This window comes from Listeria farberi (assembly GCF_014229295.1).
Lineage (GTDB): Bacteria > Bacillota > Bacilli > Lactobacillales > Listeriaceae > Listeria > Listeria farberi.
Genome location: NZ_JAARZL010000001.1, coordinates 155,002 through 173,723, shown reverse-complemented (window position 1 = coordinate 173,723; position 18,722 = coordinate 155,002). Strand labels below are relative to the sequence as shown.

The 18,722-nt window shown below is 38.6% G+C and carries 22 protein-coding genes; 6 read left to right on the top strand and 16 right to left on the bottom strand.

Features of this window, described 5'->3' with window-relative positions:
- The first annotated feature begins 106 nt into the window (after positions 1 to 106).
- Positions 107 to 1,222, top strand: a complete 1,116-nt coding sequence (locus HCB38_RS00830) for a low temperature requirement protein A (protein WP_185317919.1) — start codon at positions 107 to 109, stop codon at positions 1,220 to 1,222.
- 23 nt (positions 1,223 to 1,245) lie between these two features.
- Here HCB38_RS00830 and HCB38_RS00825 read toward each other — a convergent pair whose 3' ends face one another.
- From HCB38_RS00825 to iolA, 6 genes are all read right to left on the bottom strand, one after another.
- Positions 1,246 to 1,614, bottom strand: a complete 369-nt coding sequence (locus HCB38_RS00825) for a hypothetical protein (protein WP_185317918.1) — start codon at positions 1,612 to 1,614, stop codon at positions 1,246 to 1,248.
- Between the two features lie 94 nt (positions 1,615 to 1,708).
- Entirely contained in the window at positions 1,709 to 2,080 is a 372-nt protein-coding gene (locus HCB38_RS00820) for an iron chaperone (protein WP_185317917.1), read from the bottom strand.
- Positions 2,081 to 2,213: 133 nt separating this feature from the next.
- The gene (gene iolD / locus HCB38_RS00815; protein WP_185637244.1) at positions 2,214 to 4,130 is read right to left on the bottom strand and encodes a 3D-(3,5/4)-trihydroxycyclohexane-1,2-dione acylhydrolase (decyclizing); all 1,917 of its coding nucleotides are present in this window, start codon (positions 4,128 to 4,130) and stop codon (positions 2,214 to 2,216) included.
- A gap of 12 nt (positions 4,131 to 4,142) precedes the next feature.
- A complete protein-coding gene (iolC, locus tag HCB38_RS00810; RefSeq protein ID WP_185608051.1) occupies positions 4,143 to 5,120 on the bottom strand; it encodes a 5-dehydro-2-deoxygluconokinase in 978 nt (325 codons plus the stop codon).
- Between the two features lie 16 nt (positions 5,121 to 5,136).
- Positions 5,137 to 5,958, bottom strand: coding sequence for a 5-deoxy-glucuronate isomerase (gene iolB / locus HCB38_RS00805; RefSeq protein ID WP_185637242.1), 822 nt, complete (start codon positions 5,956 to 5,958; stop codon positions 5,137 to 5,139).
- An 11-nt stretch (positions 5,959 to 5,969) separates the two neighbouring features.
- Positions 5,970 to 7,436, bottom strand: a complete 1,467-nt coding sequence (gene iolA, locus HCB38_RS00800) for a methylmalonate-semialdehyde dehydrogenase (RefSeq protein WP_185637240.1) — start codon at positions 7,434 to 7,436, stop codon at positions 5,970 to 5,972.
- A 194-nt stretch (positions 7,437 to 7,630) separates the two neighbouring features.
- Between iolA and HCB38_RS00795 the strand changes: the two genes are divergently transcribed.
- The gene (locus HCB38_RS00795) at positions 7,631 to 8,392 is read left to right on the top strand and encodes a DeoR/GlpR family DNA-binding transcription regulator (RefSeq protein WP_185637238.1); all 762 of its coding nucleotides are present in this window, start codon (positions 7,631 to 7,633) and stop codon (positions 8,390 to 8,392) included.
- A gap of 44 nt (positions 8,393 to 8,436) precedes the next feature.
- On the opposite strand, the gene HCB38_RS00790 is transcribed toward HCB38_RS00795, so the two are convergent.
- Positions 8,437 to 8,856, bottom strand: a complete 420-nt coding sequence (locus HCB38_RS00790; protein ID WP_185637236.1) for a GyrI-like domain-containing protein — start codon at positions 8,854 to 8,856, stop codon at positions 8,437 to 8,439.
- A gap of 102 nt (positions 8,857 to 8,958) precedes the next feature.
- On the opposite strand from HCB38_RS00790, the gene HCB38_RS00785 reads away from it, so the two are divergent.
- Positions 8,959 to 9,879 carry a helix-turn-helix transcriptional regulator gene (locus HCB38_RS00785; RefSeq protein ID WP_185637234.1) on the top strand — a complete coding sequence of 307 codons (921 nt, stop codon included), beginning with the start codon at positions 8,959 to 8,961 and terminating at the stop codon, positions 9,877 to 9,879.
- Between the two features lie 38 nt (positions 9,880 to 9,917).
- Here HCB38_RS00785 and HCB38_RS00780 read toward each other — a convergent pair whose 3' ends face one another.
- The 4 genes from HCB38_RS00780 to HCB38_RS00765 form a co-directional block, all read right to left on the bottom strand.
- Entirely contained in the window at positions 9,918 to 10,112 is a 195-nt protein-coding gene (locus HCB38_RS00780; protein ID WP_003724301.1) for a hypothetical protein, read from the bottom strand.
- 86 nt (positions 10,113 to 10,198) lie between these two features.
- Positions 10,199 to 10,501, bottom strand: a complete 303-nt coding sequence (locus tag HCB38_RS00775; protein ID WP_185317904.1) for a PTS sugar transporter subunit IIB — start codon at positions 10,499 to 10,501, stop codon at positions 10,199 to 10,201.
- Between the two features lie 17 nt (positions 10,502 to 10,518).
- Positions 10,519 to 11,853, bottom strand: a complete 1,335-nt coding sequence (locus HCB38_RS00770) for a PTS sugar transporter subunit IIC (protein ID WP_185317903.1) — start codon at positions 11,851 to 11,853, stop codon at positions 10,519 to 10,521.
- On the bottom strand, positions 11,846 to 13,288 hold the full coding sequence (locus HCB38_RS00765; RefSeq protein WP_185637232.1) for a glycoside hydrolase family 1 protein: 1,443 nt from the start codon (positions 13,286 to 13,288) through the stop codon (positions 11,846 to 11,848). Before HCB38_RS00765 ends, HCB38_RS00770 begins: the two co-directional genes overlap by 8 nt.
- 156 nt (positions 13,289 to 13,444) lie before the next feature.
- Between HCB38_RS00765 and HCB38_RS00760 the strand changes: the two genes are divergently transcribed.
- Entirely contained in the window at positions 13,445 to 14,158 is a 714-nt protein-coding gene (locus HCB38_RS00760; protein WP_003723222.1) for a GntR family transcriptional regulator, read from the top strand.
- A 41-nt stretch (positions 14,159 to 14,199) separates the two neighbouring features.
- On the opposite strand, the gene HCB38_RS00755 is transcribed toward HCB38_RS00760, so the two are convergent.
- The 4 genes from HCB38_RS00755 to HCB38_RS00740 form a co-directional block, all read right to left on the bottom strand.
- A complete protein-coding gene (locus tag HCB38_RS00755; RefSeq protein ID WP_003760313.1) occupies positions 14,200 to 14,535 on the bottom strand; it encodes a zinc ribbon domain-containing protein YjdM in 336 nt (111 codons plus the stop codon).
- A 36-nt stretch (positions 14,536 to 14,571) separates the two neighbouring features.
- Entirely contained in the window at positions 14,572 to 15,291 is a 720-nt protein-coding gene (locus HCB38_RS00750; RefSeq protein WP_185337138.1) for a YebC/PmpR family DNA-binding transcriptional regulator, read from the bottom strand.
- Positions 15,292 to 15,387: 96 nt separating this feature from the next.
- Positions 15,388 to 15,897 carry an NUDIX hydrolase gene (locus tag HCB38_RS00745; protein ID WP_185637230.1) on the bottom strand — a complete coding sequence of 170 codons (510 nt, stop codon included), beginning with the start codon at positions 15,895 to 15,897 and terminating at the stop codon, positions 15,388 to 15,390.
- A gap of 63 nt (positions 15,898 to 15,960) precedes the next feature.
- Positions 15,961 to 16,908, bottom strand: coding sequence for a helix-turn-helix transcriptional regulator (locus HCB38_RS00740; protein ID WP_185637228.1), 948 nt, complete (start codon positions 16,906 to 16,908; stop codon positions 15,961 to 15,963).
- A gap of 94 nt (positions 16,909 to 17,002) precedes the next feature.
- On the opposite strand from HCB38_RS00740, the gene HCB38_RS00735 reads away from it, so the two are divergent.
- Together HCB38_RS00735 and HCB38_RS00730 are read left to right on the top strand one after the other, a co-directional pair.
- A complete protein-coding gene (locus HCB38_RS00735; protein ID WP_185318985.1) occupies positions 17,003 to 17,620 on the top strand; it encodes a peptidase E in 618 nt (205 codons plus the stop codon).
- 106 nt (positions 17,621 to 17,726) lie between these two features.
- Positions 17,727 to 17,954: a hypothetical protein gene (locus tag HCB38_RS00730; protein WP_003765249.1), complete on the top strand. Its 228-nt coding sequence runs from the start codon at positions 17,727 to 17,729 to the stop codon at positions 17,952 to 17,954.
- Here the strand turns inward: HCB38_RS00730 and HCB38_RS00725 are convergent.
- A complete protein-coding gene (locus HCB38_RS00725; protein WP_003724291.1) occupies positions 17,938 to 18,708 on the bottom strand; it encodes a DeoR/GlpR family DNA-binding transcription regulator in 771 nt (256 codons plus the stop codon). The genes HCB38_RS00730 and HCB38_RS00725 overlap by 17 nt on opposite strands.
- Positions 18,709 to 18,722: the final 14 nt, after the last annotated feature.

Sequence of the window (18,722 nt, the reverse complement as noted above, 5' to 3'; positions counted from 1 at the left end):
TTTGTCCCTCCATTATACTTTTCTCGGCAAGCCAATGTCAAAAGTAAATAAGAATAGCTTTCCGCGTGGTATAATTTTAAAAAAGAGGATTTAAAGGGGTGAAACAATGACAGAACGGAAAGTTTCTTGGCTAGAGTTATTTTTTGATTTAATATTTGTTACCGCGGTTGCTTCCACGACCCATCTTTTACTTAGTGTTGATAATCATCCTGATAAAACTGCTGTTTATTTTGGCGAATACTTACTGATGGTAACGCCGATGTTTTGGGCATGGGTGGGGCAGACGATGTTTTTCAACCGATTTGGTGAAAAGTTAAAATTACCTGAACTTTATATGTTACCGCAAATGTTTTTCTTGATATTGATGACAGCGAGCTTTGATTTAACTTTTTCAAATACGTACTATACTTTTTTAATTGGTTATTTAGGCATTCGATTGATTACGGTTATTCAGTATTTTGTTATTAGTAGACAGCTAGGTGGAAACGCGCGCAAGGTGGCAATTATACTTGGAAGTGTGTTTCTGTTAGGGGTTTTCACGACAGCTACTTCTGTTTTCTTTGATGGCTTTATTCGTTATTTAGTAATGTATCTAGGTATCGCAGTTGATATTATTTTACCGTTATTCTTAGCAAAAACATTACGGAAAGTTCCCGTTGATTTCCCGCATTTGGCAGAGCGATTTGGTTTGTTTGTCATTATTACATTTGGTGAGAGCATCGTTGCGATTACTACTATTTTAGTCGGACATACGCTTGATTTATATACTATTAGCTATACTTTTCTTGGTTTTCTAATTATCAGTACACTCTTCATCTCTTACTTTCATAGTTTTGAAAAAATAGTCGATCACCATAAAGAGACACATGGTCAGTACTTAATATATGGACATTTTTTTATTATTATTTCCATTATGCTCCTCGCAGCGAACTTGCATTTACTGTATGAAGATCATTTAGAAAAAGATGTCTTACTTTTGATGTTGTTTGGCTCTGTAGTACTATTTTTCATCTCAAAACAATTCGTTTTTATAGCCCATAAAAAGGTAGAAGTGAGCTTTTCTATTTGGAAAGATGCATTGTTATTATTACTTCTAATTGGTTTATTTTTCCTCAATCTTTACACAGATTTGCCGTTATTTGTTAGTTTTGTAAGTATTTGGATTTGCGCATTGATTGATCTTGGGTTACAGTTTGGGACTTCGCGACTTGCACGTATATAAATAAAAAAAGGTGGGCATTTCGCTCACCTTTCTTCGTTCATATCTCGATGCCTTGTATAATCCGTAAAAATAAACAGGCCCATTAAGAAGCTTATTAAACATACAATTGGACGAAAATAGAATCCCGAATAACTAGGGGTGAAAATCAGTCCAAAGACAAGCCCAAATAGCCATAAAATTAGTGCCATAAATATTAGAAAATCATTTCGATAAGCACAAATAATGAGGATTCCTGCTAAAATCATCGCAAGTGACATTAAATAGCCTGATGATGCCGCAAGATCTTCTGGTATCATGAACAAGTTATTTTTTTTACTGTCCGGGCTTAGTATTTCAGCAAGAGCACCGATAAAACCTGCTTGGATTGACATAATCCCACAAAAAATACGCATTTCACACCACTCTTTTATAAAATATACATTTTAGCTTATTAATTATGGCATAAAAAATCTGGATTTACTACGCGACAAAGTAACTAAAAATTACTTAAACGCGCCAAAAACTAGTATAATTTGCTTTATCTTGAATATTAAACTCGATTATTTTTGCTAGTAAATCAAAATCTACCGGTTTCTTCCATAAAATCCGGAAAATACCTTTCGTATGACTATAACCTGCATCTTTAAGGTCCGCTTCGAAACGCTCAATTCCAGCTACTTCTGGGGAAACACTCATATGCTGTTTTGCCATTGAGAATCCAATGATGAAGGTACCGTTATTGGTGAACATTGGTGTATTCCATTTGATTTCTGGCTTTAGATTTGGAAATTTCTCCGCCACCCAGATTAAAACTTCTTGCATTCTCGCGCGGTGTTCCGGGTTTTCAATCTCAGCTAGATATTCTGCAAAAGCTTCCATATTATTTCCTCCTAAATAACATAATCTTACAATTACTCTTATTATAAAGAAAAACTGCTGTGATGCAAAGCCTGGCTGTTAGGTACTGCAAACAAAAAAACAAGCCTTTATGTCAGGCTTGTTTTTGTTTAACTTAATATAGTCGTGCTTTTTTCAGATTCGCTTGTTTTGCTTCGTATGCTCGGGTGATGCTTTCTTTATTTGAAACTTCGGAAACTCCTACATTCCACCAATTAAGATATCCTTCTGACATGGTTTTAGGCAACACTTTCATTTCGATTAAAGTTGTTTTGGTTTGTTTTTTGGCATCTTCTACCGCATTGATCAAATCTTCTTTTGTGTTGGCTTTATAGACTTTAGCTCCGTAGCCTTCTGCAATTTTGGCGTAATCGACTTGCATGATTTGGTTGTTGTTATCGCGGAATTCACAGAAGAAACTGTCACTCCCATTTGCCATTTGAAGATTATTAATACAGCCAAATCCGGAATTATCGAAGAGCATAATGTTAATTTTTTTGCCGTATTGCAAGGAAGTCAGCAGTTCAGAGTGAGACATGCAGAAACTGCCATCGCCGACGATAGCGTATACTTCTTGGTTATCGCTTGCGGCCATTTTTGCGCCTAGAGCGCCGTTAATTTCGTAACCCATGCAAGAATAGCCGTATTCTAGGTGATACGTGTTTGGCACGGCTGGATTCCAGAGTCGTTGCAGGTCGCCCGGAAGTGAACCAGCTGAACAAACTACGATGCTATCTGGCGCCACGGTATCATTAATTGTAATTAGTGCTTCGGTTTGCGTGAATTCAGTCCGTAAGCTATCTGCGTATTCGTTTAGAATTGCTTGGTCGAATTGATTTTTGATTTCTGGTGTAAAATTATCCCGATTGAATTTTGTATGTTGCAGACGCGTTCGTTCTTTTAGCCATTCTTTTTTGTATGCAGCAATCTTGTCACCAAATTGGGTTTTGTACCTTTTTAAAAGTGGTGCGAGTTCGGCTAGGGTTGCTTTGGCATCACCGACCACTTGGAAGGCATCTAGTTTGTAAGTTTGCATACGGTTGACGTTGATATTGATAAATTTAGTTGTTGGGTTAAAGGCTGTCTTGGAGCTCGTTGTGAAATCAGTATAACGCGTGCCAATTCCAATCACTAAATCGGCATCGTGGATTATTTTATTTGCAGCCAGCGTACCAAGAATACCCGTGCCTCCTAGGTTATTTTTGAAGCTAAACTCAACGGTGGATTTTCCAGCGTGCGTTTCAACGAGTGGAATGTCGTTTTGTTTGGAGAGGGCGATTAATTCTTTGCGGGCATCTGAATAGCGTGCTCCACCTCCGACAATGATTACCGGGGTCTGGCTAGCTTTGATAAGTTTCGCCGCCTCGGTTAGTTCGCGTTTTGTCGGAATTTGCCGATTAAGATAGTGAATCCGCTTTTGGAAAAATTCAACTGGATAATCGAACGCTTCTCCTTCTGTGTCTTGCGCGATGCAGATTGTTGCTGGACCGGCGCTTGCTGGATTGGTCATTACTTCGAAAGCGCGAATCAGAGCACTCATGAGTTGTTCTGGTCGTTGCACGCGGTCAAAATACCTGGAGACTGCCCGGAAGCCGTCGTTGGTGGTGATTGCTGTGCTCGACTCATGCTCTAGTTGTTGTAAAACAGGGTCGGGCTGTCTAGTTGCGAATGTGTCGGCTGGCAAAAATAACACTGGTAAATTGTTCGCAAATGCGGTGCCGGCTGCTGTAATTAAGTTAGCGGAACCTGGTCCAGCTGATGTGGAACACGCGTAGATGCGCTGGCGATTTTTTTGTTTTGCATAGGCAATTGCCGCGTGCGCCATACCCTGCTCATTTTTCCCTTGATACACTTTTAAATGACCCGGATTCTCTTCCAAAGCTTGCCCAATTCCAACCACATTCCCGTGCCCGAACAATGTAAAAATTCCGTCCACAAACGGCGCAGATTCACCGTCCACCTCAATATACTGTTGATTTAAAAACTTCACCAGAGCTTGCGCGGTAGTTAGTCGAATTGTTTTTTCAGTCACCATAATCCCCTCCTACTCAGCTTGCGCGATGAGCGCTTTAATTTCGTCGGCAGTTGGCATCGCATCCGAAGAACTATGCTTGCTAACAACAATCGAAGCTGCCGCACTTCCGAATTTAAGTGCTGTTTCGATATTTTCGCCGCTAAACAGTCCATATAAGAACGCAGATGCATAAGAATCCCCTGCGCCAAATGTTTTGAGTACTTTAGTTTTATAGGCTTGTGCTCGGAAGGTTTCGCCCGCTTTTGTATATGCGAATGAGCCTTCCACGCCATGCTTAATAACGACAATTTCTGCTTGATGTTGGAAAAGATACGCTTTTGTTGCTTCATTGTTACCACCGACTTGGTTTTCCATCATATCGAATTCGTCACGTGTTCCAATAATCACGTCCGCTTGTTCCGCGACCAGTGAATAATAAACCGCTGTTTCTTCGGTGTTTTTCCACGTATAAGGGCGATAATCCAGTTCAAAAGCGACAATCACATCGTTTTTCCGAGCTAAGTGGACTGCTTTTAAAACAGCTTCCCGTGATGGACTTTGCGCTAAAGCTGTACCAGAAATGAGCAGCACCCGTGTTTCTTTTATGTAGTCTTCCGAAATCTCTTCCGGCGTTAAATATAAATCCGCTACAGTTTCACGATACATCAAAATACTGCATTCTTCCGGGCTCTTGATTTCCGTAAACGCCAAACCAACTTTGCGTCCAGCTGTATCTTTCACCATTCCAGCCGTATTTATATCCAAATCACGCATATATTTTTCAATAAACCTACCATGTTGATCATCTGAAATTTTGCCGATAAAACCTACTTTTAAGCCAAGTTTCGCGGTTCCTATCGCAATATTCGCCGGGGAGCCACCCACATATTTAGAAAAAGTCATCGTTTCTTCCATTGGACGATTGTATTCGACCGCATTCAAATCAATGCACGCGCGTCCTACTGTGATTAAATCAAATTTTCGTTCGCTATGTTTGTTTAGATTCATGCTCCAAATCCTCCTCTTAGTCTCGCTCTAAAATCCATTCATGGTCTGGATCATTGTGAAATTTCCAAACCCGCTTCGGTCCAGCCATCACGTTTAAATAGTAAGAATCATATCCATCTGGCACTCCAACTGGGTGATAGCCTTCTGGAACGATAACTGCATTCTGATGCTCTACTGCCATTGTTTCATCAAGCGCACGATCATCCGTATAGACACGTTGAAAAATAAAGCCTTGCTCCGGATTAATTTCATGATAATAACTTTCTTCTAAAAGTGACTCTGCTGGCAAATTATCGCGGTCATGTTTATGCGGTGGATAACTCGAAAAATTCCCGCCATCCGTATACACTTCCACAACCAACAAACTACTCGCAACCTCACTCACATCCGGCAAAATGTTATGTACCAGTCGTTTATTTTGATATTTCCCACGCTGCTCAATTGAATTATCGCTTGCTTTAATAAGCGTCGTTGGCAAATCTCGGTCAGCCGGCGAGTAACAAAACGCCACACGAGCTTTTTCAGAGTCTGCATTCATTTGAAACACCCGTCCACCAGAAATAAACACGCTATCAGTTGGAATTTTTTCAAAGACGTTCGCTCTTGTTCCAATTTCAGAAAAAACATGCGTACCCTCACTCACTGTAATTTTCCCAGTAAGCGCGACAATGCAACACTCTAAATCAGTAAGCTCCTCCTGATAAATGGCACCTTTTTCCAGTTCAATTAAGCGAAAACCAACGTAATTAAGCGGAGAATTTTCTTGGTTGATATCTTGAACAAGCGTAACACCAGGATTTATCTTCTCATTTAACGGTTTTCGTAATAGTTTGCTCATGTTCGCTCCTCCTATTCTTCGTAGCCTTTTAATGAATATCTCGCAGTGACAACTTTTTTATGCGTGTAAAAATCTACACTGTCTTTGCCGTTCGCATGAAGTGTTCCATAAAAGGACGATTTCCAACCAGAAAACGGGAAAAACGCCATTGGAGCAGGTACACCCAAATTCACACCAAGCATTCCAGCATCGATTTTTTCTCTAAAGTAGCGGATTGCCTTGGCATTATTGGTGAAAATACAAGCTCCGTTCGCAAATTCAGATTGGTTCGCAACCCGAACAGCTTCTTGGAGATTTTTCACACGAATCACAGATAAAACTGGGGCAAAAATCTCCTCTTTCCAAATCGTCATATCTGTCGTAACATCTTCCAAAATTGTCGGTCCAACAAAATATCCTTCAGAAAGCCCTGTTTCACGGCCATCTACAGTTAATTTCGCGCCTTCTTCCACGCCTTTTTCAATATAAGCAATCGTGCGTTTTTGGTTTTCTTCGCGAATTACTGGACCGAGGAAAACGCCATCGTCTAACCCGTTTCCAATTTTCACATTCTGCGCGGCTGTCCGAAGTGCCGCTAGAAACTCATCCGCGATTCCCTCTTCCACTGTGACGACCGCACACGCCATGCAACGTTCACCAGCCGATCCAAATGCCGCTGAAATAACATTCGTCACGGTATCCTCTAAATCCGCATCATTAAGCACAATCGTATGGTTTTTCGCGCCTGTCAAAGCTTGTACACGTTTCAAATTCGCGCTCCCTGTTTTATAGACATACTCCCCAACTGGCTTAGAACCAACAAAAGAAACCGCTTTAATTATTTCGTTTTCTAAAATACCATTAACCACATCATGCGCGCCGTATACCACATTGAACACACCTTTTGGAAGACCAGCTTCGGAAAATAATTCGACCAACTTCTCCATTAAAAGTGGTGTTCGTTCAGATGGTTTTAAAATAAACGAGTTACCGAGCGCGATAGCCATTGGGAACATCCAACAAGGAACCATCATCGGAAAGTTAAATGGTGCAATTCCGCCAACAACCCCGACCGGGTAGCGATAATTAGCCGCTTCCACATCGGTTGCAATCGAAGCAAGCGAATCACCCATCATCAACGTTGGTGCTCCAGCCGCGAACTCAACGTTTTCAATACCACGTTGCACTTCACCGCGTGCCTCGGATAAATTTTTACCATTTTCGAGTGTAATTAATCTTGCTAGTTCTTCTTTATGTTGAATGAGTAACTGTTGGAAACTAAATAAAACCCGTGCACGTCTTGGTACAGCAACTTGGCTCCATTTTTCAAAAGCTTGCTCGGCAATGGTAATGGCCTGGTCTAATTCCGCGCGCGTCGATATTGGCACTTGGCACAGAACTTCCCCCGTCGCTGGATTGATGACATCTTCGTATTTATCCGTCTTACTCTCGACCCATTCGCCGTTAATATAATTCTTTAATTTCCGTACATCTGCCATAAATTATCCCTCCACTTAAAATTACTCATAAGTTAACCATCAATCGATTATAACCCCATCTTAAGCCAATAAAATTGGAGAGTCAATTTAATTTTTGTCACTAACTTCACCGTAAAAAATCATAGTTGATTACCTTTTGAGCATGTGTTATAAATAGTGTAATTAAAATATTTTTGTCAAAGGATGAATTTAAAATGAAAGTACAACGCATTCAAGCGATTGAGAATTTAATTCACGAAAAAGGCAGCGCTAGCCTCGATGATTTATGCGAACAATTCAACGTTTCTAAAAATACTGTTCGCCGAGACATTGCCAAACTTCTCCAAAAAAACACCATCAAAAAAGTCTATGGTGGTGTCGTTTCTATTTATAATAATCCTGAAGAAATTCGGCCGTTCGAAAATCGTAATACTGAAAATCATGCTGAAAAACAGCTTATCGGAAAAGCAGCCGCTGATTTTATTGAAGAAAATGATTTGATTTTTATTGATTCCGGCACAACGACTAGCTGTCTCGCTGCCGCTCTGCCAGCGGATAAGGAGATTACTATTATTACCAATAGCTTAGGTGTGATTAATTTTGCAAGTGAAATGGATAATGTGAAATTGATTGTGATTGGCTCGACGTTTAAACCAAGTACTAAATCATTTGTCGGCGTGGAGAACTGGGGATTTTTTGAGAAATACAATATTACGAAAGCTTTCATGGCTGCGACTGCGCTTTCGACTACACGCGGGGTGATGAATTCGGATATTTTGGAGTATGAGATTAAGCGCCATATGATGGAAAAAGCTACGGAGAAATTTTTGCTGGTGGATCATACGAAGGTGGATAAGTCGGCTTTGCTTACTTACGGGGAGTTGGCGGAATTTGATTGGTTGGTTACGTCGAAGGAAATGGCTGGTGGGTGTTTGGGGTATTGTGCGGATGTTGGGGTTTTGGTGAGGTTGGTTTAGTTTAGTTAAAAAAGACCCCTCTCCACCGAAAGGGGCCTCTCAATTTACTTACTAACAACCGGAATATAAAGCGTAAACTCAGCTTCTCTAAGATCCTCCAAATTAAACGATCCCGCAATGCCAATCGTATCGCTTTGGCTCACTTCGCCGTAAGCTGCGCCGATGAAGCCGTCTAGTGCTGGACGGTCTGATTCGCTTGTTACGAATTTTGCGTATTTGCCTGCTGGGATGTCGAAGGTTGTGTCGCCGTTTTCACCGTTCACACTTGCTACGATGTAATATTGTAAGCCGTCAAGACTTGCGTTAATGCCAACGTAGTCTTTTTCGTTTTTTGCAAATTTTGTGTAGGCTGATTCTTTGATTTCGCTCATTGGGCCAAAGCCTTTTTGTGGATCAAATTCAGGGATTTCTACTTTGTTTCCAGTAAATGTTTCTTTTTTCAATTCAACAATTTCAAATGCCATAATATTTCCCTCCAAAAAGTTACTTAACTTTGATATGATGTAACTATAACACGCGAATGATGACAACTGTCTGTCATCATTCCAAAAACAAAGGAGAAAAAAATGAAAATCGAGCGACTCATCGGAATTATCATGCTACTCCTCCAACGTGAGTTAGTCAGTGCTTCTGAAATGGCTACAATGTTTGAGGTTTCCAAACGTACTATTTTTCGCGACATTGACACGCTCGCGATGGCGAATATCCCGATTTACACGATTGCCGGAACGAAAGGTGGCATTGGAATTATGCCCACCTACAAAGTCGATAAAAAGCTTCTCACAGCAGGGGATTTAACAGCTATTATCGCCAGCTTAGACGGGATGGAGCAGTTGCTTTCTTCCGCTGAAACCAAGAAAACCCTTCAAAAAATGAAAAACATGCTCGACCATTCCAGCGAACCGCCCAAAAGTTCGATTTCGCTTGATTTCTCCAATTTATCCATGAAAAAAGAGTTAAATGCTAAAGTCGAAAGTTTGTATTTAGCGATAAAAAAACATCAACTAGTGGAACTCAGCTATATTGATCGAACCGGCAATCAAACCGTTCGTAAAACTGAGCCGTATCACCTCCTATTTAGGAATCGTTCTTGGTATTTGCAAGGTTACAGCTTGGAGCGTAGCGATTTTCGGACGTTTAAAATGTCGCGTATTGTTGAACTGAAAACGCTGGAAGAAACTTTTGAAGCGCGGCCTTTTGTTGTAAAACCATTTGGCATGACCGCAGATAGACCCACGTTCTTGATGCATGAAGTCACTTTAATTGTAGATAAAATAGCTCGTGAACAAATCGTTGAGCGCTTTGATCCAGTTGCAATTTCACAGCAAGATGAAGAGCATTTTTTAGTAAAAGTGACACTTCCCGATCATGAGGCCGGGTACCGCTTTTTGCTCCAACTTGGAACACATGTAACCATTCAAAACCGTGATGACTTTTACGATAATTTTGTTGATTATTTAGCAGAAATCCAAGGAAAATATATCTAAAAACGGCTCTGCTAATTATTTAGCAGAGCCATTTGATGTTAATCTTTATATTTATAATCCAAATCTTGATACGCTGTTTGGTACGGTCCACCATCAGCTACTTCTGAATGATAAAGTGCTTTTAAAGCGAAAGTTTTTTCTAAATCCATTTCTTTCATTAGCTTTTGAAGGCGTTCTTGCAAGTCTACGCTATCTTTTACAAGCTCTTTCATTTGTGATTTTACATATTTCATAATAATTCCGCTCCTTTTCAGACATTATAACACTTTCTTCCCCGATAAAAAAGGAGTGCGACTATAAGCCACACTCCCTTACTTTTTTAACCGATTAATTCGATTGCTCTTTCAAGTACCGCTGCTCCGTTTACACGGCCGTAGTCTAACATATTAATTACTTCGACAGGAATTTTTCCGCCAACTACTTTTTCTGTGTTACCTTTTAAATAACCAACTTGTGGTCCAAGCAAAATAACATCTGCTTTTTCCCAGTTTTCGTGCAGTTCAGCGTCGGATACAGCCCAGATATTTGCTTCAATACCTTGCTCCTGTCCTACTGCTTTCATTTTTTCTACTAAGAAACTTGTGGACATTCCAGCATTACATACTAATAAAATGTTTTTCATTGGTTAAACTTCCTTCCTTATTTTGCTTCTGTTTTTTGAGCTGTAGCAAAAGCAACTTTTTCATCCATACGTAGGAATGGTAGATAGATAAAGACTGTTACAACAATGATAATTACTTGTAGAACGGACGCGCGCCAGTCTCCACCAGTTGCTAAGAAACCTGAAATAATCGGCGGTGTCGTCCACGGGGTTTGTACAACTACATGATTAATCCAACCTGCTGCCGTCGCATAATACGCTGTTGTTAAAGAGAAAATTGGCGCTAGTACGAACGGGATAATTAGTAATGGGTTGAAGACAATCGGTAGACCAAAGATAATCGGTTCACTAATGTTAAATAGCGAAGGTGCTGCGGATAATTTCGAGATATCTTTGTAATCTTTTCGTTTTCCAAAGATGAAAATGGCAATTAGTAGACCAATCGTGTTTCCTGAGCCACCCATAACTGCAAATGTATCTTTGAAAGCCATGTTAATAATATGCGGGATTTCTTGATGATTAGCGTATGCAACCATGTTCTCTTGCATATTTTGAAGTAAAAATGGATCTAGTAACGGACCAGAAATAACTGCTTGGTGAATCCCTAAACCGAAGAATAAGTTAGCGATAGAAGTAATCAGCAAGAATCCTGGAAGACTTGTCGTCACATAGCTAAGCGGCTTCGTGATAATTGTTGTAACAAGCGTGTTAAAGTCCATACTGAAAATTTGATTAACGGCAAATGACACAATCGAGAAAATAATAACCGTAATCATAATCGGAATTAACACGTTAAATGATTTAATAACTGCCGGTGGAATATTTCCTGTTAAATTGATTTGCATACGTTTGTTTTTCGATAATTTAATGAATAAATCGGTTGCAATTAAGCCAACGATAATACCAACGAACATACCTGACGCACCAGTATAACTAACTGGGATAACATTTGGTACTTCGATTGATTTTGATGCGCCTTCTGGAAGAAACGTCATCGCAATCGGTGTTACGACAATAAATGAAGATAAAGCGACAAGAATTGGAGCAATGACATTTTTATAGCCACGATTCAAGCATAAATGATACGAAATCGCCACAGTGACCAAAAGTGTAATAACACTCAGGGTACCATTTCCGATTGAAATACCAATTTCTTGCCAAGTTCTAAGTGTATCTGGGTTAACAATTTTGCCCATGAAGCCAGTCGGTTCTAAAATAACATAGTTAATCAGTGTGACAAAACCAGCTAAAATCATGAACGGCATAATACTCGCAAAAGCATCACGCAATGAACGCAAATGAATCTGACCACCAAGACGTTGTGCTACATTAATAAATCCATTAACAATCGACTTCTTTTTCGTTTCAGCCATTAGTTGTTTCCTCCCTTTTCGTCCCAACTAGTTTGCTTGTTTCATATTCAAAACCGTTCATGTCACTCATTTTTTTATAAAATTCGCCACTTTTCTTCACTGTGCGTTTGCCAGTTTCAACATCAAGTGAAACGAGTCCGTAACGGTTTTTATAGGCATTAATCCACGACCAACAATCAATGAATGTCCATAAGTGATACCCTTTAATATCGCAACCTTCTGCAATCGCTTGATGTACATACGCCAAATGATCTTTGACGAATTGAATCCGGTAATCATCTTGAATTTGCCCATCTTCATTTAAGAAACGCTCTTCATTCGCTACACCCATACCATTTTCAGAAATAAATGATTCGATGTTGCCGTAATTATCGCGAATATCAATACATAAATCGTAAATCCCACGTTCATAAATTTCCCAACCGCGATAAATATTCATTCGTTTACCTGGCATATTGTGCGGTTCAAAAAACCAATCTGGTAAAAACGGACTTTTTTTATTAATAGCGGTTAAACGGGCTTTCACGCGTCTTGGTTCATAGTAATTTAGGCCAAGAATTTGCGCTGTATTTTCTTTAATAATCGTCAAATCTTCTTCCGTATATTCGGGCATTTGATCGTATTCGCGCATAATTTCAACTAATTTTTCTGGGAAAGTTCCTTTAACCATCGGATCCAAGAAGCTTCTCGTATAAAAAGCATCACAGATTTCTGCAGCTTCTAAATCGTATTCGTTTTGGCTACGCGGATAAGTCGGGCTAAGGTTTAAAATTACGCCGATTTTTGATGACAAGTTTAATTTTTTAAATGCTTTAATAGCTAATGCATGTGCCAAGATTGTGTTAAAACCAGCTTGTGCACCGCGTTTGAAGTCAATTTGATTCGGATAATGGAAATCTTCTAAATACCCGCCAAGAATCGGTCCGAGTGGTTCGTTAAACGTAAACCAGTGGTACACTAAATCGCCAAATTCTTTAAAACAAGTATCCGCAAAATGAACATAAGCATCCACAACTTCTCTTGATTCCCAGCCACCAGCGTCTTGAAGTGCAACGGGCATATCGAAATGATATAAGTTCGCGAATGGTTTGATACCGTTTTCATTCATCTCAGTAAGTAAATCGCGATAAAACGCAATAGCTTTCTTGTTCACTTCGCCGACACCATCGTTTGGAAACATTCGCGCCCATGAAATCGAAATCCGGAACGAGTTATGTCCTGTTTTCTTCATCCACTGCACATCTTCTTTATACCGATTAAAATGATCTGTTGTAATTTCTGAACCTATACCTTCGTAAAAGCGATTCGGTTCTGTTTCAAACCAATGCTCCCAAACAGTTTTTGCCTTACCAGTGTCTCCGCGACCTTCTGCTTGTTCAGCAGACCACGCAGAGCCCCACCAAAAATCTTTTGGAAACGTTAATAATTCTTTCATTTTTTATGGCCTCCCTTTTGTCAAAATAAATATAGCATACATTTATTTAAAAAACAATACTTTTATTAAAAGATATATACTTTTATTTATAGGGATACCTTTTTATAAAAGTATATGGTATACTATGCTTATTACATCAGTAAAGGAGCCAATAAAATGTCGGGAATGGCTAAATACATGGAAATATACATAGATATCCGTGATAAAATCAACCAAAACAAATACGAAATTAACGAGAAATTGCCTGATGGGGATAGTCTGGCACGCGTTTATGATTGCAGCAAACTAACTGTCAAAAAAGCGCTAGATATGCTCGTGCAAGAAGGTATGGTTATTAGACGACGTGGTGCTGGGACTTTCGTTAAATCCCATTCTACTAACGGCGGCGAATTCGCGCTGGGTCCAATGTCAGGACTCGTAAATACATTTGGGAAAGACAATATTAAATCGAAAGTCATTTTATTTTCTATTGAAAAACCATCGAAAGAAGTCGCAGAAAAATTAGAAATGCAGGATGACTATATTTACCGAATCATCCGGATGAGAGAAGTTGGTCACAAAGCTTATTCGATTGAACATACTTATATGCCACTTGCGATTATTCCAGGACTCGAGCCGCGTCATTTAGAGGACTCGATTTATAATTATATTCGTGATGATTTGAAACTCAAGATGCAGAGCGCCCATGTTTGGGTTCGCGGGGATAAATCAAATCAAGAGGATAGCAAGCTCCTCGATTTAGAAGAACCTACTTTTATGATGGAAATTGAAAAATTAGCACATTTGGAGGATGGTCGTGTGTTCGAATATTCGATAACGCGCCATACGTATGAATCATTTGTGTTTGAAACGGTTTTTGTGCAGAATTAAAAAAAGCAGCGACTCTCTGAATTAGAGAATCGCTGCTTTTTTTATATCTTCTTAACAAATTCTGATTTTAATTTCATTGGGCCGAAGCCATCGATTTTGCAATCAATGTCGTGGTCGCCGTCTACTAAGCGGATATTTTTTACTTTTGTTCCCATTTTGATTGGGTTTGATGCACCTTTTACTTTAAGATCTTTGATGACTGTGACAGAATCACCATCTGTTAGGACGTTGCCGTTTGAGTCTTTGAACACTTTTTCCTCGGTAGCTTCTTCTGCTACAGCACTCCACTCATGGCCACATTCCGGGCAAATTAATAGACCGCGATCTTCGTAAGCATATTCTGAGTTACATTCTGGGCAATTTGGTAATTTTGACATTTTATCAATTCCTCCGATTGTTGTAATAGTTGGCTGTTAATCTTCTAATTCGACGTTATGATATACTTTTTGCACGTCTTCTAGGTCTTCTAAAGCATCAATTAGTTTCTCGAATTTTTCTAAATCCTCACCTGATAATTGAATATCGTTTTGAGGAATCATCTCGATTTCCGCTACTGTAAATTCTTCAATTCCAGCCGCTTTCAAACCTTCTTGTACTTTGTGGAAATCTTCTGGTTCTGCATAAATAATCGCTTGACCATCTTCGTCTAAAATGTCACGAACATCAATATCCGCTTCCATTAAAAGTTCTAATAGCTCATCCGCATCTTTACCTTCAACACCAAAAATAGCTGTATTATCAAACATATAAGCAACAGAGCCACTAACGCCCATGTTTCCACCATTTTTGCTATAAGCTGCGCGAACATCGGATGCTGTACGATTCACATTATTTGTCAGTGCGTCTACGATAATCATCGAGCCGCTTGGACCAAAGCCTTCATAGCGCAGTTCTGAATAAGTTTCATCTCCAGTGCCTTTCGCTTTTTCGATTGCACGGTCAATAATATGTTTTGGCACATTGTATGTTTTTGCACGTTCAATAACAAAACGTAATTTTTGGTTGGAATGTGGATCTGGGTCGCCTGATTTAGCCGCTACATATATTTCAATTCCAAATTTCGCATAGATACGACTATTTGTTTTATCTTTTGACGCTTTTTTCTCTTTAATATTTGCCCATTTACGGCCCATATTACCACTCGCTTTCTAATTGGAGTTTTTCTCATGTCTCTGTACTATTATAAGTGTAGGAAACGAATTTGTTAAGTGGAAATTTAGCTATATTCGTTAAAAATGAATAGTTGTAGCGTTTTTAAGGTCAAAAAGCTGGTTTAAAAAGAAATAAGGAATGAATTCGCCCGAACTTCTTAATGCGTCTAACTCTTCTTTAGTCACAAAACGGGCATCGGCTACTTCTTCTGTTTGTAATGTTAAGTCGCTAAGTTCCACGTCTTTCGTAATAAACCAATAATCATCAAATCCTGCTTCGAAATGGTAACTGAATTTAGCACGGGTGTTACTTAAATCAATTGTAATTCCTAGTTCTTCTTGCACTTCTCGTTCAGCAGCTTGCAGGCTAGTTTCGCCTTTTAACGCAGAACCAGCCGCAGAAAAATCCCAATAATTCGGCCAACCTTCTTTATCTTTTTGGCACTTTTGGATTAAAAGTTGCCCTTTTTCGTTAAAAATACATAAGTGAACAACCAGATGAAGTTCTCCGGGTGCTAGTTTTTCACCGCGGATATGTGTTTTCCCGGTTAATTCACGATTCTCATTTAGCAAATCCCATTCTTCCACAGAAATCAGCTCCCTCTAATCATTGACTTGTTTTTATTTTACAAAAAGCACCAAATTCTTTTTTTAGGATGATAAATTTTGCATATGTTTTTTTATAGTATCAAGCTCATTTAGCAACATATCTCGTAATGAATCTGGCTGAATGGCTATAATTTTTTCACCATAACCTAGTAAATAATTAATAATAAATCGTTCCTCACCTTTATGATAAAAACCATGAATAAAATTTCTCCCATCCTGTTGATGAAGTTTCATCGATGGATAATTTTCTTTAAAAAATAAGTCAACCCCATTCGAAGCAATTTCCACTTCAAAATTAGTTACGTTTGTTTTCTTATAAAAACCATCAGCCACTTTTTTTAAATCTTCCAATTTTCCAGCTTCAAAAGTATCATTTTCTTTTAGCCCAAGGATTTTATCACAGCGAAATACCTGCATCCGTTTCGTTTCGAAGTTATAACTCGTCACATACCATTGCCCGTACGCCGAAGATATATTATAAAATTGAACAATATACGTTTTTTCAGTCCCATTTTTATCATAATTAATCTGGCATACTTTCTCTTCCATCGTAAACTGCAAAATAATATCCAGAAATTCACATTGATTATTATGCTTTATATAGCCAAGACTAAATACTTCTTCTGTTTTTCGAAGCATTTCGATTTTTTCAGCTGAAAGACAACGTTCAAATTTCGTTTTTAATTTTTCCACGCTTAAATGAAAAGGTGTTGTTTCATAAGCCTTTAACGTAAGCATCGAAAAATAAAGCGCAAATACCTCATCGATATTAAAGACAATGGGCGAGAGTAGCCGATTACGAAGCACCTGATAATGACCATTTCGTCCCCGCTCCGAGTAAATCGGCATACCTATTTCTTCTAAAGACTGTATATCTCGAATAGCAGTACTGCGGGAAACGCCATATTTTGCCATTATGTCGCTTAATTGAAATGCATTTTTATCATTTAAAAACAACATCATATCATTTAATCGCTCTGCTTTTCTCATCGCCATCTCTTTTCTTTTTTTAGATTAAAAGGTGTCACTAATTGATACCTTTAACCATTATACTATAATTAGAAACCAAAGGAGCTAAAAAATGATAAAAAACTTATTTTTAACCTCGTCTTTTAAAGATGTTGTACCGTTATTTACTGAATTTGAAAGCAATCTCCAAGGAAAAACCGTTAGTTTTATCCCGACCGCTAGCACAGTCGAAGAAGTAGTTTTTTATGTAGAAGCTGGTAAAAAAGCGCTCAAGGATTTAGGTTTAATTGTAGAGGAACTAGACGTGGCTACAGAAACTCTAGGAGAAATAACAGCGACACTCAAAAAAAATGATTTTATCTATGTTACTGGAGGAAATACTTTCTTTTTACTTCAAGAATTGAAACGAACTGGTGCAGATAAATTACTTTTAGAGGAAATTGCTAAAGGAAAATTATATATTGGTGAATCAGCTGGCGCAGTCATCACGAGTCCTAATATTTCGTATATCCAATCGATGGACAGCGTAAAAAAAGCCACTAATTTAACCAACTATGATGCTTTAAATTTAGTCAATTTCTATACGCTTCCTCATTACAACAACGCACCTTTTAAAAAAATAACACAACAAATAATAGCGGACTATACGGATGATTTAAAAATATTTCCAATTAGTAACTGTGAAGCTATTGTTGTTCAGGATAATGTGGTGACTTCGAAAGGAATTCTTTAACAGCTTCTCCAAAAACGTCTTGAAACTTGGATATCCGTTTAAGTTTCAAGACGTTCTTGTTTTTGGTGTATAATAAAACTAAAAACTACATCATAGGAGGTACAACATGTACAAAATTTTTAGTTTCGTTTCATTAATACTTAGTATGCTAAGTTTTATGGGCTTACAAGTTTTAAATGTTATTCAAAAAAATGTCATATTATTATCACTATTAGATAGCGAAGAATTTAATGACATTCACTTTTTCGGGAGTTTATTAGTAGTACCTGTTTTACTTTTAGTACTTACGATTATTTTTGCCTATTTAAGTATAAAATCTAATACAAACAAGTAATTTGATGGGTTTTGAACTGTTCCTCTACATCTGGGTCCAGTTTGAAGTCCGTAATTAAATAGTCGATATCATGACATGCTAAACTTTGGTGCATAAACTTGTGTCCTACTTTTTCTTCTGTGACGAGTAAAACGAGCGAACTTGACTGGCGCCTGAAAGCTTGTTTGATGAGCGCTTCACCTTCATGTGTTTCGGTTGCGCCTTTGTCATAGTCGATCCCGCGGCATGAAACAAAAGCAATATCCGCATTATAAGTTAAAGCGTCATTGTATGCTTTTGCGCCGTTCACCGTATATCGCTTCGTTAAAATCGAGCCTCCTAAAATACTAACTCTTGCATTTGTAAATTCTGATAGCATGGAAGCCGTCATGACCCCGTTTGTAATAATTTGCAGTCCATCAAATTTACTTAAAACATCGATTAAATGCAGTGATGTTGAACTCGAGTCTAAGAAAATCACCATATCATCGCGAATCAGTGATTTTGCAATATCGGCAATTCTTATTTTACTCGTTTCATTACTTCGCTCATTCATTTTCATTAAATAAGGCAAATCGATTTTTTTATTATCGATAATCATTGCGCCGCCTCTTGTTCGTCTTACAAGTCCTTCTTTTTCTAATTCTACTAAATCCCGTTTCACAGTGGCTTCGCTGTAGTTGACAAGTTCCACTAAATCAATAATCCGCATAAATTGTTCCACTTTTAGCCGGTTAACGATTTTTAGTTGCCGTTCTTTCGCTGTGCTTAACATGTTCCTCCACTCCT

Coding starts and splice junctions, on each gene's coding strand:
- HCB38_RS00830 (WP_185317919.1), top strand. CDS start 107: ATGACAGAACGGAAAGTTTCTTGGCTAGAGTTATTTTTTGATTTAATA.
- HCB38_RS00825 (WP_185317918.1), bottom strand. CDS start 1,614: ATGCGTATTTTTTGTGGGATTATGTCAATCCAAGCAGGTTTTATCGGT.
- HCB38_RS00820 (WP_185317917.1), bottom strand. CDS start 2,080: ATGGAAGCTTTTGCAGAATATCTAGCTGAGATTGAAAACCCGGAACAC.
- iolC (WP_185608051.1), bottom strand. CDS start 5,120: ATGAATCTAAACAAACATAGCGAACGAAAATTTGATTTAATCACAGTA.
- iolB (WP_185637242.1), bottom strand. CDS start 5,958: ATGAGCAAACTATTACGAAAACCGTTAAATGAGAAGATAAATCCTGGT.
- iolA (WP_185637240.1), bottom strand. CDS start 7,436: ATGGCAGATGTACGGAAATTAAAGAATTATATTAACGGCGAATGGGTC.
- HCB38_RS00795 (WP_185637238.1), top strand. CDS start 7,631: ATGAAAGTACAACGCATTCAAGCGATTGAGAATTTAATTCACGAAAAA.
- HCB38_RS00790 (WP_185637236.1), bottom strand. CDS start 8,856: ATGGCATTTGAAATTGTTGAATTGAAAAAAGAAACATTTACTGGAAAC.
- HCB38_RS00785 (WP_185637234.1), top strand. CDS start 8,959: ATGAAAATCGAGCGACTCATCGGAATTATCATGCTACTCCTCCAACGT.
- HCB38_RS00780 (WP_003724301.1), bottom strand. CDS start 10,112: ATGAAATATGTAAAATCACAAATGAAAGAGCTTGTAAAAGATAGCGTA.
- HCB38_RS00775 (WP_185317904.1), bottom strand. CDS start 10,501: ATGAAAAACATTTTATTAGTATGTAATGCTGGAATGTCCACAAGTTTC.
- HCB38_RS00770 (WP_185317903.1), bottom strand. CDS start 11,853: ATGGCTGAAACGAAAAAGAAGTCGATTGTTAATGGATTTATTAATGTA.
- HCB38_RS00765 (WP_185637232.1), bottom strand. CDS start 13,288: ATGAAAGAATTATTAACGTTTCCAAAAGATTTTTGGTGGGGCTCTGCG.
- HCB38_RS00760 (WP_003723222.1), top strand. CDS start 13,445: ATGTCGGGAATGGCTAAATACATGGAAATATACATAGATATCCGTGAT.
- HCB38_RS00755 (WP_003760313.1), bottom strand. CDS start 14,535: ATGTCAAAATTACCAAATTGCCCAGAATGTAACTCAGAATATGCTTAC.
- HCB38_RS00750 (WP_185337138.1), bottom strand. CDS start 15,291: ATGGGCCGTAAATGGGCAAATATTAAAGAGAAAAAAGCGTCAAAAGAT.
- HCB38_RS00740 (WP_185637228.1), bottom strand. CDS start 16,908: ATGAGAAAAGCAGAGCGATTAAATGATATGATGTTGTTTTTAAATGAT.
- HCB38_RS00730 (WP_003765249.1), top strand. CDS start 17,727: ATGTACAAAATTTTTAGTTTCGTTTCATTAATACTTAGTATGCTAAGT.
- HCB38_RS00725 (WP_003724291.1), bottom strand. CDS start 18,708: ATGTTAAGCACAGCGAAAGAACGGCAACTAAAAATCGTTAACCGGCTA.